Annotated in this window: 15 protein-coding genes; 11 read left to right on the top strand and 4 right to left on the bottom strand. The window is 64.1% G+C overall.

Annotated elements, in window-relative coordinates:
* Positions 1–30: 30 nt before the first annotated feature.
* The 9 genes from upp (at position 31) to rng (ending at position 8,146) form a co-directional block, all read left to right on the top strand.
* The gene (gene upp / locus BG60_RS09605; protein WP_008350624.1) at positions 31–684 is read left to right on the top strand and encodes a uracil phosphoribosyltransferase; all 654 of its coding nucleotides are present in this window, start codon (positions 31–33) and stop codon (positions 682–684) included.
* Positions 685–1,002: 318 nt separating this feature from the next.
* Positions 1,003–1,731 carry a YebC/PmpR family DNA-binding transcriptional regulator gene (locus BG60_RS09610; RefSeq protein WP_008350627.1) on the top strand — a complete coding sequence of 243 codons (729 nt, stop codon included), beginning with the start codon at positions 1,003–1,005 and terminating at the stop codon, positions 1,729–1,731.
* A 266-nt stretch (positions 1,732–1,997) separates the two neighbouring features.
* Positions 1,998–3,299, top strand: a complete 1,302-nt coding sequence (gene purD / locus BG60_RS09615; protein ID WP_008350628.1) for a phosphoribosylamine--glycine ligase — start codon at positions 1,998–2,000, stop codon at positions 3,297–3,299.
* A gap of 133 nt (positions 3,300–3,432) precedes the next feature.
* Positions 3,433–4,392, top strand: coding sequence for an oxygen-dependent coproporphyrinogen oxidase (hemF, locus tag BG60_RS09620; RefSeq protein WP_034471227.1), 960 nt, complete (start codon positions 3,433–3,435; stop codon positions 4,390–4,392).
* Positions 4,383–5,060, top strand: coding sequence for a nicotinate-nucleotide adenylyltransferase (locus tag BG60_RS09625; RefSeq protein ID WP_034471229.1), 678 nt, complete (start codon positions 4,383–4,385; stop codon positions 5,058–5,060). The genes hemF and BG60_RS09625 overlap by 10 nt, the downstream gene beginning before the upstream one ends.
* A gap of 2 nt (positions 5,061–5,062) precedes the next feature.
* On the top strand, positions 5,063–5,515 hold the full coding sequence (gene rsfS / locus BG60_RS09630) for a ribosome silencing factor (protein ID WP_008350631.1): 453 nt from the start codon (positions 5,063–5,065) through the stop codon (positions 5,513–5,515).
* Between the two features lie 14 nt (positions 5,516–5,529).
* Positions 5,530–6,000, top strand: a complete 471-nt coding sequence (gene rlmH, locus BG60_RS09635) for a 23S rRNA (pseudouridine(1915)-N(3))-methyltransferase RlmH (RefSeq protein WP_008350632.1) — start codon at positions 5,530–5,532, stop codon at positions 5,998–6,000.
* Between the two features lie 54 nt (positions 6,001–6,054).
* Positions 6,055–6,669 (top strand): Maf family protein, encoded by a 615-nt coding sequence (locus BG60_RS09640; RefSeq protein WP_008350633.1) that lies wholly within the window; start codon positions 6,055–6,057, stop codon positions 6,667–6,669.
* Positions 6,670–6,676: 7 nt separating this feature from the next.
* Positions 6,677–8,146 (top strand): ribonuclease G, encoded by a 1,470-nt coding sequence (rng, locus tag BG60_RS09645; RefSeq protein WP_008350634.1) that lies wholly within the window; start codon positions 6,677–6,679, stop codon positions 8,144–8,146.
* Between the two features lie 35 nt (positions 8,147–8,181).
* Here rng and msbA read toward each other — a convergent pair whose 3' ends face one another.
* Entirely contained in the window at positions 8,182–9,909 is a 1,728-nt protein-coding gene (gene msbA / locus BG60_RS09650) for a lipid A export permease/ATP-binding protein MsbA (protein WP_372492573.1), read from the bottom strand.
* Between the two features lie 142 nt (positions 9,910–10,051).
* The gene (locus BG60_RS09655) at positions 10,052–11,329 is read right to left on the bottom strand and encodes an O-antigen ligase family protein (protein ID WP_034471231.1); all 1,278 of its coding nucleotides are present in this window, start codon (positions 11,327–11,329) and stop codon (positions 10,052–10,054) included.
* Positions 11,330–11,487: 158 nt separating this feature from the next.
* Here BG60_RS09655 and BG60_RS09660 point away from each other — a divergent pair, with 158 nt between their 5' ends.
* Complete coding sequence (locus BG60_RS09660; protein ID WP_033536667.1) at positions 11,488–12,483, top strand: glycosyltransferase family 2 protein; 996 nt, start codon at positions 11,488–11,490, stop codon at positions 12,481–12,483.
* A gap of 58 nt (positions 12,484–12,541) precedes the next feature.
* A complete protein-coding gene (locus BG60_RS09665; RefSeq protein WP_034471233.1) occupies positions 12,542–13,303 on the top strand; it encodes a glycosyltransferase family 2 protein in 762 nt (253 codons plus the stop codon).
* A gap of 5 nt (positions 13,304–13,308) precedes the next feature.
* On the opposite strand, the gene BG60_RS09670 is transcribed toward BG60_RS09665, so the two are convergent.
* Positions 13,309–14,373 carry a glycosyltransferase family 4 protein gene (locus tag BG60_RS09670; RefSeq protein ID WP_034471235.1) on the bottom strand — a complete coding sequence of 355 codons (1,065 nt, stop codon included), beginning with the start codon at positions 14,371–14,373 and terminating at the stop codon, positions 13,309–13,311.
* Positions 14,373–17,900, bottom strand: coding sequence for a DNA polymerase III subunit alpha (gene dnaE / locus BG60_RS09675; RefSeq protein ID WP_033536668.1), 3,528 nt, complete (start codon positions 17,898–17,900; stop codon positions 14,373–14,375). Before dnaE ends, BG60_RS09670 begins: the two co-directional genes overlap by 1 nt.
* Positions 17,901–17,912: the final 12 nt, after the last annotated feature.

A 17,912-nucleotide genomic window follows, 5' to 3' on the forward strand; every position in this document is an offset into this window, starting at 1 on the left:
CACGAGCAGGACGCGCCGCGCGCGAGACCCATGAAACAAGACAGCCGCTTTCCGAATCTCTTCATCACCGATCATCCGCTGATCCAGCACAAGCTCACTCACATGCGCGACAAGGACACGTCGACGCGCACGTTCCGCGAGCTGCTGCGCGAAATCACGCTGCTGATGGGCTACGAAATCACGCGCAATCTGCCGCTTACGACCAAGCGCGTGGAAACGCCGCTCGTCGGGATCGACGCGCCGGTGATCGCCGGCAAGAAGCTCGCGATCGTGCCGGTGCTGCGCGCGGGCATCGGCATGTCGGACGGCCTGCTGGATCTCGTGCCCTCGGCGCGTGTCGGGCATATCGGCGTGTATCGCGCGGACGATCATCGTCCGGTCGAGTATCTCGTGCGTCTGCCGCCCGATCTCGAAGAGCGCGTCTTCATTCTGTGCGATCCGATGGTCGCGACGGGCTACTCGGCGGTGCACGCCGTCGACGTGATGAAGCGCCGCAACGTGCAAGCCGAAAACATCATTTTCGTCGCACTGGTCGCCGCGCCCGAGGGCGTGAAGGTGTTCCAGGACGCGCATCCGGATGTGAAGCTGTATGTCGCGTCGCTCGATTCGCATCTGAACGAGCATGCGTATATCGTTCCGGGTCTCGGCGACGCGGGCGACCGTCTCTTCGGCACGAGGAATTAAGCGTTCGCCGGAACCATTCCAGCCGCCGCGCGATTCTGCGCGGCGGTTTGCGTTTACGGCTTCGTTCCCGCGAATTCCACGCGATTCGACGGAATTTCGCACGGTTTGCGCCGATTTTCGCGTTCCGGCCCGTGCCACACGGCATTGAGAGCGCACGACGCCATGCTAAAATTTCGGTCTGTTCCTATTCGGGTCAGGCCGGATCGAAACGATCCCCGAGCGAACCCGACCGCGGCCGAGCAGCGCGCGGCAGACAGACACATTCAGCACGACAGCACACTAGGCGCCCGGCAGGTCCGCGCGCGATGGAGAAAGGTAATGGCGGGTCATTCGAAATGGGCCAACATCAAGCATAAGAAAGCCGCGGCCGACGCGAAGAAAGGCAAGGTCTGGACGCGCCTCATCAAGGAAATCCAGGTCGCGGCGCGCATGGGCGGCGGCGAGATCGATTCGAACCCGCGCCTGCGCCTCGCCGTCGACAAGGCCTACGACGCCAACATGCCGAAGGACAACATCAACCGCGCGATCCAGCGCGGCACCGGCGGCGTCGATGGCGCAAACTACGAGGAAATCCGCTACGAAGGCTACGGTATCGGCGGCGCGGCGATCATCGTCGACACGATGACGGACAACCGCACCCGCACCGTCGCGGAAGTGCGCCACGCGTTCTCGAAGTTCGGCGGCAACATGGGCACGGACGGGTCGGTGTCGTTCATGTTCGATCACGTCGGCCAGTTCCTGTTCGCGCCCGGCACGCCGGAAGACAAGCTGATGGACGCCGCGCTCGAAGCCGGCGCGGACGACGTCGTGACGAACGAGGACGGCAGCATCGAAGTGGTCTGCCCGCCGAACGATTTCCAGAAGGTGAAGGACGCGCTCGAAGCCGCGGGCTTCAAGGCGGAACTCGCCGAAGTGACGATGAAACCGCAGACGGAAGTCGAATTCAGCGGCGACGACGCAGTGAAAATGCAAAAACTGCTCGACGCGCTCGAAAATCTCGACGACGTGCAGGAAGTCTATACAAACGCCGCGATCAACGAAGACTGAGCTTTCCGAGCTTCGTAGCGCAGGGGCGCGGCGGCATCGAAATCCGCCGCGGCCTCGCATGGAACATCTTTCGCTTCGGCTGCCATGCCGGAGCAGCGCCGCACGGCCTTCGCGGCGCGGCATCGCCCGAGGAAGGCGCGTGACGCAGCCGATGTCAGCGCGAGCCGCCTTCGCGACGCCATGACGAGTGTCATACGCGCGCTTTACGGTCGATGCGCCCGCCGCTTTTTCTCAAGCCGCTTTTTGTCAGGATTTCGGGGATTCACATGAAGTTACTCGTCGTCGGTTCCGGCGGCCGCGAACATGCGCTGGCCTGGAAGCTCGCGCAATCGCCGCGCGTGCAGATCGTCTATGTCGCGCCGGGCAACGGCGGCACCGCGCAGGACGAGCGCCTGCGCAACGTCGACATCACGGATCCGGCGGAACTCGCCGATTTCGTCGAGAAGGAACACGTCGCGTTCACGCTCGTAGGGCCGGAACAGCCGCTCGCCGCGGGCATCGTCAATCTGTTCCGTTCGCGCGGGCTGAAAATCTTCGGCCCGAGCAAGGAAGCCGCGCAGCTCGAAAGCTCGAAGGACTTCGCGAAGGCGTTCATGAAGCGCCACAACATTCCGACCGCCGAATACGAGACGTTTTCCGAGCTCGCCGCCGCGCACGCCTACATCGACGCCAAAGGCGCGCCGATCGTCATCAAGGCGGACGGCCTCGCCGCCGGCAAGGGCGTCGTCGTCGCGATGACGCTGGAAGAAGCGCACGCCGCCGTCGATTCGATGCTCGCCGACAACAAGCTCGGCGACGCCGGCGCGCGCGTGGTGATCGAGGAGTTTCTGGCGGGCGAGGAAGCGAGCTTCATCGTGATGGTCGACGGCAAGCACGTCCTGCCGCTCGCGTCGAGCCAGGACCACAAGCGCCTGCTCGACGGCGACAAGGGCCCGAACACCGGCGGCATGGGCGCGTACTCGCCCGCGCCGATCGTCACGCCGCAACTGCACGCGCGCGTGATGCGCGAAATCATCCAGCCGACGGTGCGCGGCATGGAAAGCGAAGGCATCCGCTTTACCGGTTTCCTGTACGCCGGCCTGATGATCGACGCGAACGGCAATCCGAAAACGCTGGAGTTCAACTGCCGCATGGGCGACCCCGAGACGCAGCCGATCATGGCGCGCCTGAAGGGCGATTTCTCGAAGGTCGTGGAAATGGCGATCGACGGCAAGCTCGACACCGTCGATCTGGACTGGGACCGCCGCACCGCGCTCGGCGTGGTGCTCGCGGCCCATAACTATCCGGATACGCCGCGCAAGGACGACCGCATCAGCGGCATTCCCGCGGAAACCGAGAATTCAGTCACTTTCCATGCCGGCACGACGCTCACCGACGGCAAGCTCACGACCTCGGGCGGGCGCGTGCTGTGCGTCGTCGGCCTGGCGGATTCCGTGCGCGGCGCGCAATCCGTGGTCTACGATACAGTCAACCAGATCTCGTTCGACGGCATGCAGTATCGGCGCGACATCGGCTATCGCGCGCTGAATCGCAAGCAGACGGCGGAAAAACCCGGCGACAAGCACTGACACGGCGCGGCGCACGCCGCCCAAGCACCCGCGCTGCCGGACCTCGTGTCCGGCAGCGTGCTTTTGAGAGTTTCGATACGAAGGGTTAACCCCTGCCATTCAAGGCCGCCCACAGGGGCGCACGCAGCAATCGATGAGTGAACCGAACCGCAGCGCGGAACAACGCACACAATCCGACGCAGCCCACGATATCGCCGCCGTTCGCGATTATCTGAGGGGCCTGCAGACGCGCATCGCCGATGCGCTCGGCGCCTTCGACGGCACCGCCTTCGCTACCGACGCCTGGACCCGCGAGCCCGGCGCGCATCTGCGCGGCGGCGGCGTGACGCGCATCCTCGAAGGCGGCGCGTTTTTCGAGCGCGGCGGCATCGGCTTTTCGGATGTGCAAGGCGACGCGCTGCCGCCCTCGGCGAGCGCGGCGCGTCCGCAACTCGCCGGACGCGGTTTCGAGGCGCTCGGCGTCTCGCTCGTCATGCATCCGCGCAATCCGCACTGCCCGACCGTGCACATGAACGTGCGTATGCTGACGGCGACCAAAGACGGCGAAGCGCCGATCTTCTGGTTCGGCGGCGGCATGGATCTCACGCCGATCTACGGCTACGAGGAAGACGCGCGGCATTTCCATCAGGTTTGCCGCGATTCGCTCGATCCGTTCGGCGCGGAGTTGTATCCGCGTTTCAAGACCTGGTGCGACGAGTACTTCTATTTGAAGCATCGCAACGAGCAGCGCGGCATCGGCGGAATTTTCTTCGACGATTTCTCGGAGCCGGGTTTCGAGCGCTCGTTCGCGATGATGCGAAGCGTCGGCGATGCGTTCCTGAAGGCGTATCTGCCGGTCATCGAACGACGCCGCGACACGCCCTACACGGAGCGCGAGCGCGAGTTTCAGGCGTATCGGCGCGGGCGTTATGTCGAGTTCAATCTCGTGTTCGACCGCGGCACGCACTTCGGCCTGCAAAGCGGCGGACGCACCGAATCGATTCTGATGTCGATGCCGCCCGTCGCGAACTGGCGCTATGACTGGAAGCCCGCGCCCGGCACGCCGGAAGCGCGGCTGTACGAAGACTTTCTGGTGCGCCGGGAATGGCTGTGACGCCCTGCGCCAAGCGCGTCGGCCTGCTCGGCGGCACATTCGATCCGATCCACAACGGGCATCTCGCGCTCGCGCGGCGCTTCGTCGAGTTGCTGCAACTGACCGAGCTCGTACTGCTGCCCGCCGGACAGCCGTGGCAGAAGGCGGGCGTATCGGCGCCGGAGCATCGGCTGGCGATGACGCGTGCGGCGGCGGCATCGCTTTCGCTCGATGGCGTGCAGATCGTCGTCGCCACCGATGAGATCGACCGCCACGGCGACACGTACACCGTCGACACGCTCGCGCACTGGCGCGAGCGCGAAGGCGCGGACGCGTCGATCACGCTCTTGATGGGCGCGGACCAGTTGGTCAAGCTCGATTCGTGGCATCAGTGGAAGCGGCTCTTCGACTACGCGCACATTTGCGTGGAAACACGCGCCGGCTTCGACGTCGCGACGCTGCCCGCCCCGGTCGCGGCCGAATTCAAAGCGCGCCGCGCATCGCCCGACGTTTTGCGCGGGAGTCCGCACGGTCACATGCACATCGACGAAATGCTGCTACTCGACGTATCCGCCACGGCGATCCGCGAAGAAGCGCGTTCGATGAACGGTGCGACCGACGCCCGCGCGCAGGTCCCATCCGCCGTATGGGACTATATTGTTCAACATCACCTGTACCAGACATCGTAACTATGGAACTTCAGAAGCTGCAACGCGCGATCATCGACGGTCTCGAAGACGTCAAGGCGCAAGACATCAAAGTGTTCAACACGACCCATCTGACGTCGCTGTTCGACCGCGTGGTCGTGGCGAGCGGCACGTCCAACCGCCAGACCAAGGCGCTCGCCAACAGCGTGCGCGAGAAGGTCAAGGAAGCGGGCGGCGACATCGTCAGCACGGAAGGCGAAGAGATCGGCGAATGGGTGCTGGTCGACTGCGGCGACGCGGTCGTGCACATCCTGCAACCCGCTCTGCGTCAGTACTACAACCTCGAGGAAGTCTGGGGCGACAAGCCCGTGCGCGTGAAGCTCCAAAGGCCGAACATGTTCGGCGGCGCGAGCGTCACCGCCGATGAAGACGAGGACGACGAAGACGACGCGCCCGCCGTCAAACGTCCCGCGCGGAAGACCGTGCGCAAGCACTGACACCGCTTCGTTTCATGAAGCTGGTCATCCTCGCCGTCGGACACAAGATGCCCGACTGGATCACGAATGGCTTCGACGAATACGCGAAGCGCATGCCGCCCGAACTGCGCATCGAGCTCAAAGAGATCAAGCCGGAACAGCGCTCGTCGGGACGCAATGCCGAGAGCGTGATGGCGGCCGAAAAGCAGCGCATCGAAGCCGCCTTGCCGAAGAACGCGCGCGTGGTCGCACTCGACGAACGCGGCCGCGACTGGACCACGATGCAACTCGCGAACGCCCTGCCCGGCTGGCAGCAGGACGGGCGCGACGTCGCGTTCGTGATCGGCGGCGCGGACGGGCTGCATCCGGAGGTGAAATCGCGCGCGGAACTGATGCTGCGCATTTCGAGCCTGACGTTGCCGCATGGCATGGTGCGCGTGCTGCTCGCCGAACAGCTTTACCGCGCGTGGAGCATCACGCAGAATCATCCCTATCATCGCGCTTGAGGGTGCTTCGACGCTGGATCGAATGCCCCGCGCGTCATTCGAATCCACATCACGATGCCGACTCATCCCTACGTTTATCTCGCCTCGCAAAGCCCGCGCCGTCAGGAGTTGCTTCTTCAACTGGGCGTGCAGTTCGAACTCCTTCTTCCCCGTGCCGATGAAAACGCCGAAGCGCTCGAAGCCGAGTTGCCCGGCGAAGCCGCCGATGCGTACGTCGTGCGCGTGTGCGCGTTAAAGGCAAAGGCCGCGCGCGCGCGATTGCTCGCCGGCGGCTTCGCGTCCGCGCCGATTCTCGTCGCCGATACGACCGTCACCATCGACGGGCTGATTCTCGGCAAGCCGCTTCACGAAGAAGACGCCGTCGCGATGCTCGAACGCCTCGCAGGCCGCGAGCATGAAGTGCTGACGGCGCTCGCCGTCGTCGATGCCGATGGCGCGTTGCTGGAACCCGCGCTCTCGCGCTCGCAAGTGCGTTTTTCGAACGTCGACCGTGCTGCGCTGCAACGCTACGCGGCATCGGGCGAGCCGCTCGGCAAGGCGGGCGCGTACGGCATTCAGGGCCGCGCGGCCGAGTTCATCGAGCGAATCGACGGGTCCTATTCGGGTATCATGGGTCTGCCCCTTTTCGAAACCGCTGCTCTCTTGCGCCTGGCGCGCGTCGCATTCTAAACAGGCCATGAACGAAGAAATCCTGATCAACGTCACACCCCAGGAAAGCCGCGTCGCACTGGTTCAGCAAGGCGCCGTTCAGGAGCTTCACGTCGAGCGCACGCTTTCGCGCGGGCGCGTCGGCAACGTCTATCTCGGCAAGGTCGTGCGCGTGCTGCCGGGCATGCAGTCCGCGTTCATCGACATCGGTCTCGAGCGCGCCGCGTTTCTTCATGTGGCGGATATCTGGCATCCGCGCATCGCGGGCGAGCCGCATAACTCACAGCCGCACACGCCGATCGAAAAGATCGTCTTCGAAGGTCAGTCGCTGATGGTGCAGGTCGTGAAAGACCCGATCGGCACCAAGGGCGCGCGCCTGTCGACGCAGGTGAGCATCGCGGGACGCACGCTCGTGTATCTGCCGCAGGAGCCGCATATCGGCATCTCCCAGAAGATCGAGAGCGAAGCGGAGCGCGAGGCCGTGCGCGCGCGACTGACCGCCGTCCTGCCCGCCGACGAGAAAGGCGGCTACATCGTGCGGACCATCGCCGAAGACGCGACGAGCGAAGAACTCGCGGCCGACGTGGCGTACTTGCGCAAGACCTGGGCGACGATCGTCGCGCAAGCGCAGCGCGTGCCGCCCACCACGCTGCTCTATCAGGATCTGAACCTCGCGCAACGCGTGCTGCGCGATTTCGTCAACGACGAAACCACGCGTATTCAGGTCGATTCGCGCGAGACGTTTCAAATGCTCGCGGATTTCGCCGCGGAGTTCACCCCGGCGGTGGCGTCGCGTCTGCATCATTACACCGGCGAGCGGCCGCTCTTCGATCTGTACAACATCGAGGCGGAGATTCAGCGGGCGCTGTCGCGGCGCGTCGATCTGAAGTCGGGCGGATATCTGATGATCGACCAGACCGAAGCGATGACGACCATCGACGTGAATACGGGCGGGTATGTCGGCGCGCGCAACTTCGACGACACGATCTTCAAGACCAATCTCGAAGCCGCGCATACGATCGCGCGGCAACTTCGTTTGAGGAATCTCGGCGGGATCATCATCATCGATTTCATCGACATGGAGAATGTCGAGCATCGCGATCAGGTGCTGGGCGAGCTGAAGAAGGCGCTCTCGCGCGACAGAACGCGCGTGACCGTGAATGGCTTTTCGCAGCTCGGGCTCGTCGAGATGACGCGAAAGCGCACGCGCGAGTCACTGGCTCACGTGCTGTGCGAGCCGTGTCCGGTGTGTCAGGGCAAAGGTCAGGTGAAGACGCCGCGCACCGTCTGCTACGACGTGCTGCGCGAAATCATGCGCGAGTCGCGGCAATTCAATCCGCGCGAGTTTCGCGTGGTGGCTTCGCAGCAGGTGATCGATCTGTTTCTGGAAGAGGAATCGCAGCATCTGGCGATGCTGATGGACTTCATCGGGAAGCCGGTTTCGCTGCAGGTGGAGAGTAATTTGTCGCAAGAGCAATACGACATCGTGTTGATGTAGCCTCGCCCAGAGTCATTCGAGCGAGGCCGACTGCCTCACGCCGCCTGCTGCTGATACTGAATCCGATGCAGATGCGCGTACAAGCCGTCCTTGCGCAGCAACTCCGCATGACTGCCCTGCTCCGCGATCTTCCCCGCTTCCATCACGAGGATGCGGTCGGCGCGCTCGATCGTCGAGAGCCGGTGCGCGATGACGAGCGTCGTGCGTCCTTTCATCAGCGTCTCGAGCGCCGACTGCACGTGCCGCTCCGATTCCGAGTCCAGCGCCGAGGTCGCCTCGTCGAGAATCAGGATCGGCGCGTCCTTGTAGATCGCGCGCGCGATCGCGAGACGCTGACGCTGCCCGCCCGACAGACGCATGCCGTTGCCGCCGACGAGCGTGTTGATTCCGTCCGGCAGGGACGCGACGACATCCGCGAGATTCGCCGCCGTCAGCGCCGACATCACGCGTTCGGGGTCCGGCGTCTGCCCGTACGCGACATTCGCGGCGATCGTATCGTTGAAGAGCACGACGTCCTGGCTGACCATCGCGAGCTGGCCGCGCAGGTCGTGCAGGTTGTACTCGCTGATGGGCACGCCATCGACGAGCAACTGGCCGGCGCGCGGATCGAAGAAGCGCGGCAGTAGATTCACGAGCGTCGTCTTGCCGCTACCAGAGGGGCCCGCGAGCGCGACCATCTCGCCCGGCGCGACCTTGAACGACACGCGATCGAGCGTCGGCCGGTCGACCGAGCCATAGCTGAACGACACGTCGCGGAATTCGACTTCGCCGCGCGCGCGTTCGAGACGCCGGCCGCCGCCAGCGGGCTCGGCCGGCTCGTCGATCAGGCCGAAGATCAGCTCGGCCGCCGTCATGCCGCGCTGCAAGGGCTGATTGATGTCGATCAGATGCTTGAGCGGCGAGATCACGAGCAGCATCGACGTGACGAACGCGACGAAGCCGCCGACCGTCGTCTGATCGTTGGCCGATTGTACGACCGCGATCGTGATGACGATGGCGAGCGCGATCGATGCGAGAAACTGCGTAAGCGGCTGCGCGAGACCACCCGAGACTTGCATGCGCATCGAGTAGCCGCGCAACCGCTGGCTCATCTCCGTGAAGCGGTCGATTTCGTACGGCTCGCCGTTGTGCACCTTGACGACTTTGTAGCCGCCGACCGTCTCCTCGACGATATACGACAGATCGTTCGTCAACGACTGATGCTCGCGATTCAGGCGCCGCAGCCGGCGGTTGATCTTGCTGACGAGCCAGCCGATCGCCGGCAGGATCACCGCGACGATCAGCGTGAGCCGCCAGTTGAGGATGAACAGATAGCCGAGCAGGAACACGACCGTGAGCGAATCGCGCACGAGCGTCACGACCACGCTCTGCAGTACGCTCAGGATCTGATTGACCTCGAAGACGATCGCGTTGATGACCGTGCTCGCGGTTTCGCGCTGAAAGAAGCCCGCGCTCGTATGGATCATGCGCTGGAACATTTCGAGCCGCAGTTGCAGCAGGATCTTGTTCGTCACGTAGGAGAGAAAATAGCCCGATGCGTATTGTGCCCCGCCGCGCACCAGCGCAAGGCCGATGACCGCTGCGGGCACGAGCCATTTCGCATGATCGCTGCTCTTCGAGCCGAAACCATGGTCGAGCAGCGGCTTGAGCAACATCGGAATGCCGGCCTCGGTCGCGGCGACGATGCCCATCGTCAGCAGGCCTAGCATCACCATGCCGAGCAGCGGACGGATATACGGCCATAGCCGTTTCATGACGGCCATGGGCGAGCTGCTTTCCTCGCCGCCGATCGGTTTGCGCAAACTTGCCTGGTTGTTCAAGAGCGTATCTCCACTTCGCACAGCGCCGGAATCGCCTGTCGCGCAAGGTTTGTTGGTTTGGTCATCAGCCAGGACGGCTCGCCGATCAGCCGATCGGACCGCGGCCCGGGTTGCCTTGCGGCTGGCGCGTGTCGTGTGTGATGACCGCGAGCAGCACGGCCCAGAAAAGCGCGATGAGCGCCGTGCTCATCACCACCGTGAACACGTCGATGCTCAAACCGAAGATGATAACCGACCCCGACACCGCGATCCCGCAATAGGCGGCCGTCGAAACGTCCCGTTGCGGCGATTTCCGATAGCGCACGAAATACAGAAGCGGCCCGAAGTAGAGCAAGGCCAGACAGACGACGCCCACCGCGCCGAGTTCGGATATCGTCGAAAAGAACTCGCTATGCGCGCGCTGATTGACGATGAAACCCGGAACTTCGCCCTTGTTCGCCATCTCTTTCAGCGACGCCTCCAGATGCCCCTTACCGACGCCCAGCAGCGGATGCGCCTCGAACAGATGGATCGACGCGCGCCAGAGCTGCAAACGTGCACCGATGGAACTGTAGGCGCCCGAGCCTTCCGAAAGCATCACGAGATCCGAGCGCGTCGCCATCACGCGTTCGCGGCCGAGCGGCGACGCGAGCAAGGCGGACATCGCCACGATCGCGACCAGCAACGCGGCGAGCCAATGTCGCCGCCGCCTGATCCAGCCGAAATTGAGCGAGCACAGCACGAGGAACAGCGGGATCGCGAGCCATCCGCCGCGCGTGCCGGACAAGTAGGATGCATACACGCCGCCCGCGAGCCCCAGAAGCTTGATCGCAATACCGACGCGTTTTACGAGCACGTTGGGGTAGTCGTCCCAGCGCATCGTCATCACTGAGAGAAAGCCGAGCAGGAGCGCCGTATTGCCGTAGGGAATCGGATTCGTATAGTCGTTGCCGAGACGATTGAGATCGTTGATCGTCATGTGCAGGTTGCTGTCGACGGCCCAGAGGCCCGCGCCGATCGCGCCCAGCGCGCAACCCCAGCCGAGCGCCTTCAGGTAGCGGACCGGGAGATTCACGAGCAGCAGAAAAATAGGCAGGCTCAGCGCCAGACGCGAAAGGCCGTCGAATTCACGCGGCAGATAGTAGCCTTCGATCGCCTGTTGCAGCGGCAGATAAACCATGAAGCACAGCATGGCTGCGGTGTACCACGGATAAGCGGTGACGAGCAGACCGCCCTTCAGCCGAAACGGCTTGCTGAATCCGGCAAAGAGCGCAATAGCGAGCAACAGGAAAAAGCAGTAACCGGTTCCACCGCGCACGATCAGTGTGGTCGCGGGCGCCAGCAAAACCATGCCGGCGATGACATAACGCAGAATTTTTTCCAAATCGATGAACCTGACATGGGTTCGACCGGCCGTTCCGGTCGCGCGCCCCGAAAACCCGCGATATTATAGCCGTTGCCGCCTGGCACGCTCTTCGCTCACGGAACGCCTGACTCGCGCCGGGAAGGCATGCCGGTCATTCCATGCGTTGTGAATCCGAAATGCCAGCGACACCTAAAACAGAGCCGGACGCACCGCTCGCCAGCCTCCTGCTCATCACGTTCAATCAGGAAGAAACCGTCGCCGACGCCATCCGCGGCGCGCTGGCCCAAACCTGGACGCCGCTCGAAATCCTCATTTCCGACGACGCCTCCGCCGACGGCACCTTCTCTGTCGCCGAACGCTGCGTGCGCGATTATCGCGGCCCGCACACCGTGCGCCTCTATCGCAACGAGAAGAATCTCGGCATCAGCGCGCATCTGAGCGCGCTCGCGGCACGCGCATCGGGGGAAATGCTCTTCATCGCGGCGGGAGACGATATCTCCCGCCCCGAGCGCGTCGAGCGCGTGATGCGCGACTGGCTCGCGAGCGACAGGCGCTACGACCTCGTCGCGACGGACCTGCAGGATATCGACGCCGACGGCAATGCGCACGGCGTGCTGCGCGTGACCGACCTCGACGGCTACCGCAGCTTCGAAGACTGGTCGCGGAACCGGCCGCACGTCGTCGGCGCGGCGCATGCCTGGGCGCGGCGTCTCTTCAACGAATTCGGGCCGATCGCGCCCGGCATCTACGGTGAGGACCAGATCATGACGTTTCGCGCGATCATGAGTCACGGCGCTCATACGCTGCATGAACCGCTCGTGCAGTACCGGCGCGGCGGACTGTCGAGAAAGCGCAAATGGCGCACGCCCGCGGATTTCGTCGCGCGCATCAAGCTGGCGAACGTCAACGGTACGGGCGAAACGAGCCAGCTCGTGAGCGATGCCGAGAAAGTGGGCGTCGGCGGCCCGATGCGCGCGCTGCTCGCGAAGAAGTCCGCGCGCGAAAGCTATGTCAGCGCGATGTTCGGCGAGCGCTCGCTCGCGCGCAAGCTCGCGCTCGTCATGGCGTCGAAAGACGTGGACTTCGGCTTTCGCGTCAAAATGTTCGTCTATGCGACGTGTCCGTGGCTGCTTTCCCCGTTCTTCTTCGTGAAGTGGCATGTGCGCGGATGAGCGCGCGAGCGTCGCGCCCGGCAGAACAACAAGGCGCTAGCGCCACTCGAAAGGCACCATGACATTTCCAACCCTCGGCATCGCCATCATCACCCACAACGCGGCCGCGCGGCTCGCGCAATGCCTGCAGGCCGTTTCCTTCGCCGATGAAATCGTCGTCGTCGACGGCGGCAGCAGCGATGCGACCGTGGGCATCGCCGAGGCGCATCGCGCGCGCGTGATCGTGGCGCGCGACTGGCCAGGCTTCGGCCCGCAGAAGAACCGCGCGCTCGACGCGCTCTCGACCGACTGGGTGCTGTCCATCGACGCCGACGAGATCGTGTCGCCCCAACTGGCCGCTTCGATCCGCGCCGCGATCACCGATCCGCAAGCCGACGTCTACGCGGTCGACCGCCTGTCGAGCTTCTGCGGCACATGGGTGAAGCACAGCGGCTGGTATCCCGACTGGATTCCGCGCCTGTTCCGGCGCGGCACGGCGCGCTTCTCGCCCGATCTCGTGCACGAGCGGCTCGTGCTGTCGACCGGCAAGCCCGTCGTGCGCCTTTCCGGCAAGCTGATGCACTACTCCTACGAGGATTTCGAAGCGGTATTGCGCAAGCTCGACGCCTACTCGACGGCGGGTGCGCAACAACGCCACGCGGCCGGAAAGCGCGGCAGCTTCGGCATCGCGGTGTCGCGCGGCGCGTGGGCGTTCGTGCGGACTTACGTGCTGCGCCGCGGCTTTCTGGACGGCAAAACCGGCTTCATGATCGCGCTATTCAACGCGCAGACCGTCTACTACCGGTTCCTGAAGCTGGCGCATCTCAACGAAGCGCGCTGATTGGCTCAGCGCTTCGCATCGATGTCACGCGCGAGATCGAGCAAAGCGCGCACATGCGACTCGACGCTCGCGTCATAGCGCACCGCGCCGGCTAGCGCGCGCGGGGCGTCGCGCCGCGCTTCGATCGCCTCCTGCACCGTGCGGCGCAGATCGTCGGCGTCGCCAGGTTTGAAGACGTGCTTCGCGTGATCTGCAATGGCGTCGCAACAGCCGATGCACGCCGGGAAGATCACCGGCGTCCCGGACATCACCGATTCGATGCCGACGAGTCCGAATGGCTCGTAGCTCGACGCAAGAATGGTGAAATCCGCCGCGCGATACGCATCTTCGATGTTCTTCGCGTAGCCGACATAGCGCACGTTCGCTGCCGGCTTCTCGGGCGCGCGGCCCGCGACGGCGATCACGACGTTCATCCCGGCGAGCGCCTTCTCGATCAGCGGCAAGCCCTTGCGCTCGTGGCTGCTCGACGGAAACAGCAGCACGGTTTCATCCGGTTTGAAGCCGAACTGTTCGCGCAGACGCGCACGCGCAGCGGCACCGACGGGCGAGAATCGCGCGCCGTCGACGGGCGGATAAAGCACGCGAATCTTGCGGATATCCACGCCATACAACGCGCGCAGCTCGTCGCTCATCATGTCCGAATGCGCGACGACCACGTTCGCGTGCGCGTATTGACGCCGCTCCAGTGCGATCTGCCGCGTGTCCGAGGGTTTCTCGCGCCGCCCGGTCGCGCGCAGGAAGCCGAGATGGGTGCCGCCGCAAATGGCGATCTCGGAACCTTCCACGCGATTGCAGCCGATGAGCACGTCGACCTTCGCCTTCTTGCGCGCACGCTTGAGCGCCCACGAGAAATACGCGTCGCGCAGCTTGCCCGGCAGAAACGACACCTTGATGCGATGCGGCTCGATCAATCGGCTTTCGGGCAGCGACGTGTCGATCTTGCGGGCGAAAAACGCGGGCTTGCGCTTGCCTTCGAAGCCCGCGGCGGCGAGGCCGCGCACGAGATCCATCGCGTAGCGTTCGAGTCCGCCGGAATGCTTGAGCGCATTCGCCGAAATGCCGATCCGCATCAGTAGACGATTTCGATCGCGCTGCCCGCGAATTCGCCGCGCAGCGCCGTGATGAGATCGTCGGTCGGCTTCACGCGCCACGCGTCGCCGAGGCGCACTTCGCCTTCGGCATGCTCGCTGCGATAGACGATGCTCACGTTCAGGCCGTTCGGAATCGGCGCGCTTTGACGCTGGCGGCCGTTCTCCTTCACGGGCATGGGCGGCGGCGCTTCCTGCGCGCCCGCCGCATGCGCTTCGAGCACGCGGCGCAGGCGCAAGGCATCGGCGTTGCCGTTCATCTCGACCTTGACCGACTGCGCGTAGCGGCTGCGCGCGCGTTCGAGGTCCATCGCCGTATCGACGGTGAAACGGATGCCGCCCGTGAACGCGTCGTTGCGCGCCATGCCCTGCACGACGAGCAGCTCGTCTTCCTTGAAGAGCGCCTTGTTCGCTTCGAACTGCTCGTTGAAGACGGTGACTTCGCATTGGCCGCTGCCATCGTCGAGATTCACGATCAGCATCTTGCCGCGCTGGGTCATCTGCGTGCGCATGGCGGAGATCACGCCCGCGATGAGCTTGTCGCGCCCTTCCTTTAGCTCGCCGATCTTCTGGCGCACGAAGCGGCGCACTTCACCCTTGTAGGCATCGAACAGATGGCCCGACAGATAGAAGCCGAGCGCGGTCTTTTCTTCCTGCAGACGCTTCTTGTCGGACCACTCGGCTTCGTCGACATACTCGTGCTTCGCGAGCGGCGCGTCGCCCATGTCGAAGAGGCCGGCTTGCATTGCGTTGGCGGCGGCCTGATCGGCGGCTTCCATCGCCATCGGGACGGAGGCGAGCAACTGCGCGCGATTCGCGTGAATCGAATCGAACGCGCCCGCGCGGATCAGCGCTTCCACCGTGCGCCGATTCACGACACGACGGTCGATGCGCTCGCAGAAGTCGAACAGATCGACGAACGGGCCGTCTTCGCGCGCACGCAGAATCTCTTCGATTGCGTTCTGGCCGCTGCCTTTCACCGCACCCAGGCCGTAGCGAATGGTTTTCGAGCGCTTGCCATCGGCTTCCGCGACCGGTTCGAAGCGATACGCCGACTGGTTGATATCGGGCGGCAAAACCGCCATGCCGTTCGCCAGGCAGTCTTCGAACAGGATCTTGACCTTGTCCGTGTCGTCCATGGCGAGCGACATGTTGGCGGCCATGAATTCCGCCGGATGATGCGCCTTCAGCCACGCCGTGTGATACGCGAGCAACGCATACGCCGCCGCGTGCGACTTGTTGAAGCCGTAGCCGGCGAACTTCTCCATCAGGTCGAAGGTCTCGTCCGCCTTCTCGCGCGTGAGGCCGTTCTTCGCCGCGCCTTCCGCGAAAATCTCGCGATGCTTGGCCATTTCCTCGGGCTTTTTCTTGCCCATCGCGCGACGCAGCAAGTCCGCGCCGCCGAGCGAGTAGCCGCCGATGATCTGCGCCATCTGCATCACCTGCTCCTGATAGACCATGATGCCGTAGGTCTCTTTCAGAACAGGTTCGACGCGCGGATCCGGATATTCGACGATCTCGCGCCCGTGCTTGCGCGCGCAGAAGCTCGGGATCAGGTCCATCGGGCCCGGCCGATACAACGCAACCAGCGCGATGATGTCCTCGAAGCGGTCCGGCTGCGCGTCCTTCAGCATGCCCTGCATGCCGCGGCTTTCCAGCTGGAACACGGCGACGGTGTTCGCTTTCTTCAATATCTGGAACGAGGCCGGATCGTCGAGCGGAACCTGCGCGAGGCTCCAGTCCTTCTTCGACGGATCGAGGCGGCGAATATAGCGCTCCGCCCAGTCCAGAATCGTCAGCGTGGTGAGGCCCAAAAAGTCGAACTTCACGAGGCCGACGGCTTCGACGTCGTCCTTGTCGTACTGACTGACGACGCCGCCGTCTTCGCCTTGCGTGTAGAGCGGGCAGAAGTCCGTGAGCTTGCCCGGCGCGATCAGCACGCCGCCCGCGTGCATGCCGACGTTACGCGTCAACCCTTCAACGCGCTGCGCGAGTTCGAGCAGTTGATGCACTTCGTCTTCGGAATCGAAGCGTTCCTGAAGCGTGGGCTCTTCCTTCATCGCGTCCGCGATGGTCACGTGCTTGCCCGGCTTGAACGGAATCAGCTTCGCGACGCCGTCGGTGAACATGTAGCCGAGATCGAGCACGCGGCCGATGTCGCGCACCGCCGCCTTCGCCGCCATCGTGCCGAAGGTCGCGATCTGCGACACGGCATCCGCGCCGTACTTGCCCTTCACGTACTGAATGACGCGGTCGCGCCCTTCCTGACAGAAGTCGATGTCGAAGTCGGGCATCGACACGCGTTCCGGGTTCAGGAAGCGCTCGAACAGCAGGTTGTAGCGCAGCGGATCGAGATCGGTGATGCCGAGCGCGTACGCGACGAGCGAACCCGCGCCCGAGCCCCGCCCCGGACCGACTGGCACGCCATTGTTCTTCGCCCACATGATGAAGTCGGCGACGATCAGGAAGTAGCCCGGAAAGCCCATCTTGATGATCGTGCCGCATTCGAAATCGAGGCGCGCGTAGTACGTTTCGCGCTGCGCGCTGCGTTCGGCTTCATCGGGATAAAGCTGTTGCAGACGGACTTCGAGGCCTTCCTTCGACAACTGCACGAGGTAGTCGTCGAGCGACATGCCGTCGGGCGTCGGGAACAGCGGCAGCTTCGGCTTGCCGAGTTCGAGCGTCAGATTGCAGCGCTTCGCGATCTCGACAGTGTTCGCGAGCGCCGACGGAATGTCCGCGAAAAGCGCGCACATCTCGTCCTGCGTGCGGAAATACTGGTCCTGCGTGAAGCGCTTCTGCCGACGCGGATTCGCGAGGATATCGCCTTCGGAGATGCACACGCGCGCTTCGTGCGCGGTGAAGTCGTCGGGCGTCATGAACTGCATCGGATGCGTCGCGACGACCGGCAACTTCAGCTTCGCCGCGAGCTTGACCGCTTCCTGCACGTAAGCCTGCTCGCCCGGCTGACCGGCGCGCTGCAGTTCGATGTAGAACGCGTTCGGAAAGAGCTTCGTCCAGCGCTCGGCGTTGCGTTGCGCGGATTGCACGTTGCCCGCCGCGAGCGCCATGCCGATATCTCCGCCCTGCGCGCCCGAAAGCGCGAGCAGTCCCGTTGCGAGCCCTTCTTCGAGCCATTCGACCATCACCTCGGCGCGGCCGCGATACTGGTTCGTGAGCCACGCGCGGCTCAACAGCTCGCACAGGTTGAGGTAGCCCTGTTTGTCGCGAACGAGTAACAGGAGGCGCGAAGGCTTGTCGCGATCGGCGGGATTGGTAATCCAGACGTCGCAACCGGCGATGGGCTTCACGCCCATGCCGCGCGCTTCCTTATAGAAGCGCACGAGACCGAATGCGTTGCCGAGATCGGTCAGCGCGAGCGCGCCTTGCCCGTCTTTTGCGGCAGCCTTGACGACGTCGTCCAGCCGCACGATGCCGTCGGCGATCGAGAATTCGGAGTGGACGCGGAGATGAACGAAGCGGGGATCTGACATGGCGGTATTGTACATGCGGGCCATCGG

Source organism: Caballeronia zhejiangensis (assembly GCF_000698575.1).
Lineage (GTDB): Bacteria > Pseudomonadota > Gammaproteobacteria > Burkholderiales > Burkholderiaceae > Caballeronia > Caballeronia zhejiangensis.